The following is a 3,040-nucleotide window of genomic DNA, read 5'->3' as shown; positions in this document are numbered from 1 at the left end:
GCCCAGATTCTCGGTTACCCGGTGGTGATCCGGCCAGCCTATACCATGGGCGGGACGGGCGGCGGCCTGGTCTACAACATCGAGGAACTGCGTGTCATCGCCGCGCGCGGCATCGCGGCCAGCCTGGTCGGGCAGATTCTGGTCGAGGAATCGGTTCTGGGCTGGGAAGAACTCGAACTGGAAGTGGTGCGCGACGCCAAGAACCAGATGATTACGGTCTGTTTTATCGAGAACATCGACGCGATCGGGGTCCATACCGGCGACTCGTTCTGTTCGGCGCCGATGCTGACGATTTCCGCCGAACTGCAGGCTCGTCTGCAGGCGTACGCCTACCAGGTTGTCGAGGCGATCGAGGTGATCGGCGGCACCAATGTGCAGTTCGCCCACGATCCGAAAACCGGCCGGGTCGTGATCATCGAGATCAATCCGCGCACCTCGCGTTCGTCTGCCCTGGCCTCCAAGGCCACCGGGTTTCCGATCGCCCTGATCTCTGCAATGCTGGCCGCCGGGCTGACGCTCGATGAAATTCCCTACTGGCGCGACGGCACGCTCGACCGCTACACGCCGTCGGGCGACTACGTGGTCGTCAAGTTCGCCCGGTGGGCGTTCGAAAAATTTGTTGGGGTTCAGGATAAGCTCGGCACACAGATGCGTGCCGTCGGCGAAGTGATGAGCATCGGCAAAAACTACAAGGAGGCCCTTCAGAAGGCCATCCGCTCGCTGGAGATTAACCGCTACGGCCTCGGGTTTGCCCGCGATTTCCATGACCGCAGCCTGGAGGACCTGCTGCAGCTGCTGGTCGAGCCGACCAGCGAACGCCAGTTCATCCTCTACGAGGCGTTGCGCAAGGGCGCTGATATTGAACAGTTATACCAGATGACCTACATCAAGCCCTGGTTCTTGCAGCAGATGCTGGAACTGGTCCAGCTCGAGGAACAGCTCCTGGCTTACCGAGGCGGCGTGCTCCCTGACGAGCTTCTGATCCGGGCCAAGCGGGACGGATTCGCCGACCGCTACCTGGCCAAGCTGCTTCAAACCAGCGAAAAGGTGATCCGTGATCAGCGAATCGCCCTGGGCGTGGTCGAAGGCTGGGAACCGGTGCCGGTCAGCGGCGTGCTGGACGCGGCTTATTACTTTTCCACCTACAACGCGCCCGACAAAACATCGGTCAGCGACCGCCCGAAAGTGATGGTGCTGGGCGGCGGGCCCAATCGGATCGGGCAGGGGATCGAGTTCGACTATTGCTGCGTGCACACCGCTTTCGCGCTGCGCGACATGGGCTATGAGAGCGTCATGGTCAACTGCAACCCGGAGACGGTTTCAACCGATTACGACACGTCGGACAAGCTTTATTTCGAGCCGCTGACGGTCGAAGACGTGCTGAGTATCTATGAAAAGGAACAGCCGCTGGGGGTTATCGTCCAGTTCGGCGGCCAGACCCCGCTTAACATCGCAGCCGAACTGGAGCAGGCCGGCGTACGCATCCTGGGGACATCACCGGACATGATCGACCTGGCGGAAGACCGCGACCGGTTCCGACAGATCATGGACAAGCTGCAGATCCCCATGCCGGAGTCGGGCATGGCCGTCACGATCGATGACGCCGTGGCTATCGCCAGCCGCATCGGCTATCCCCTGATGGTTCGCCCGTCCTACGTGCTGGGCGGCCGCGGTATGGAAGTGGTCTTAGATGAGGACATGCTGCGCCAGTACATGGGTGCGGCGGTCGGTGTCACGCCGGACCGGCCGATCCTAATCGACAAGTTTCTCAGCCACGCGACTGAAGCCGAGGCCGACGCGATCGCGGACGGCCGCGATGCCTTCGTGCCCACCGTCATGGAGCATATCGAATTGGCCGGAATCCATTCCGGTGACTCCGCTTGCGTCATCCCGCCGATCAGCATCGCTGCGGAGCATATCCGGACCATCACCGACTACACCCGGCGGATCGCCCGCGAGCTGCACGTCGTCGGCTTGATGAACATGCAGTACGCGATCGCCGACAATAAAGTCTACGTCCTGGAAGCCAACCCGCGCGCGTCCCGGACCGTGCCGTTGGTCTCCAAGGTCTGCAATATCTCCATGGCGCGCATCGCCACCGAGCTGATCATGAACGCGGTCAAGGGGGTGCCCTCGTCTGTTACGAGCCTGCGTCAGAACAAGCTGCGCCACTTCGGCGTCAAAGAAGCGGTTTTCCCCTTCAACATGTTTCCGGAGGTCGATCCGGTGCTCGGCCCGGAAATGCGCTCAACCGGTGAAGTGCTGGGTCTGGCGGACTCATTTGAACTGGCTTACTTCAAGTCTCAGGAGGCCGCCCAGGCTTCGCTGCCGACCTCGGGCACGGTGCTGATCAGCGTCAACGACGCCGACAAGCCGGAAGCCCTGGATGTGGCCCGGGCATTTTGCCAGATCGGGTTCCAGGTCATGGCAACGGAAGGCTGCCACCGCTACTTCGCCGCAGCGGGCGTCGAGTCGATTCCGGTCAAAAAACTGTACGAAGGCCGCCCGAACATTCTCGACCACTTGACGAACCGCGAGCTGCAGCTGGTGATCAACACGGCGGCAGGCCGGCGCAGCCAGTACGATGACTCGTACATCCGCAAGGCGGCGATCCGTTACAAGATTCCCTACATCACGACCATGACCGCAGCCCTGGCCAGCGTGCGCGGCATCGCGGCTTTCCTGCGCAAAGGCTATGCGCCCGACCAGCTCAAGTCGCTGCAGGAATACCATGCGGCGATCGAACCGGGACAGGATCTGGATCCGATCTGAACCGGGTCGCAGAACGACCAACTCAGTTCTTGACCGCCTTGCCGTAACGGTCGGGCACGAAGGTCTGTTCGCTGAACGGCGGGCGGACGTAGCCTGAGTCAACCTGGCGCGGCGGCAGCTTGATCGGGTCCGGCGTCAGATCCTCGTACGGGATCAGGCTGAGCAGGTGACTGATGCAGTTGAGCCGGGCGTGGCGCTTGATATCGGCATTGACAACATACCAGGGCGACTGCTTGGTGTCGGTATAGGCAAACATCTCGTCCTTGGC

General features: G+C 61.7%; 2 protein-coding genes. One reads left to right on the top strand and one right to left on the bottom strand.

Annotated elements, in window-relative coordinates; genetic code table 11:
* The coding region (carB, locus tag GXY33_03875; protein NLX04266.1) for a carbamoyl-phosphate synthase large subunit at positions 1-2,772 on the top strand (2,772 nt) is incomplete at its 5' end.
* Positions 2,773-2,794: 22 nt separating this feature from the next.
* Here the strand turns inward: carB and GXY33_03870 are convergent.
* Positions 2,795-3,040, bottom strand: a 246-nt coding sequence (locus tag GXY33_03870) for a polyphosphate kinase 2 (GenBank protein NLX04265.1), incomplete at its 5' end; no start/stop codon positions are given.

This window comes from Phycisphaerae bacterium (assembly GCA_012729815.1).
Classification (GTDB): domain Bacteria; phylum Planctomycetota; class Phycisphaerae; order JAAYCJ01; family JAAYCJ01; genus JAAYCJ01.
The sequence above is the reverse complement of the archived record's forward strand: the minus strand, read 5'-3'. Positions and strand labels throughout refer to the sequence as shown.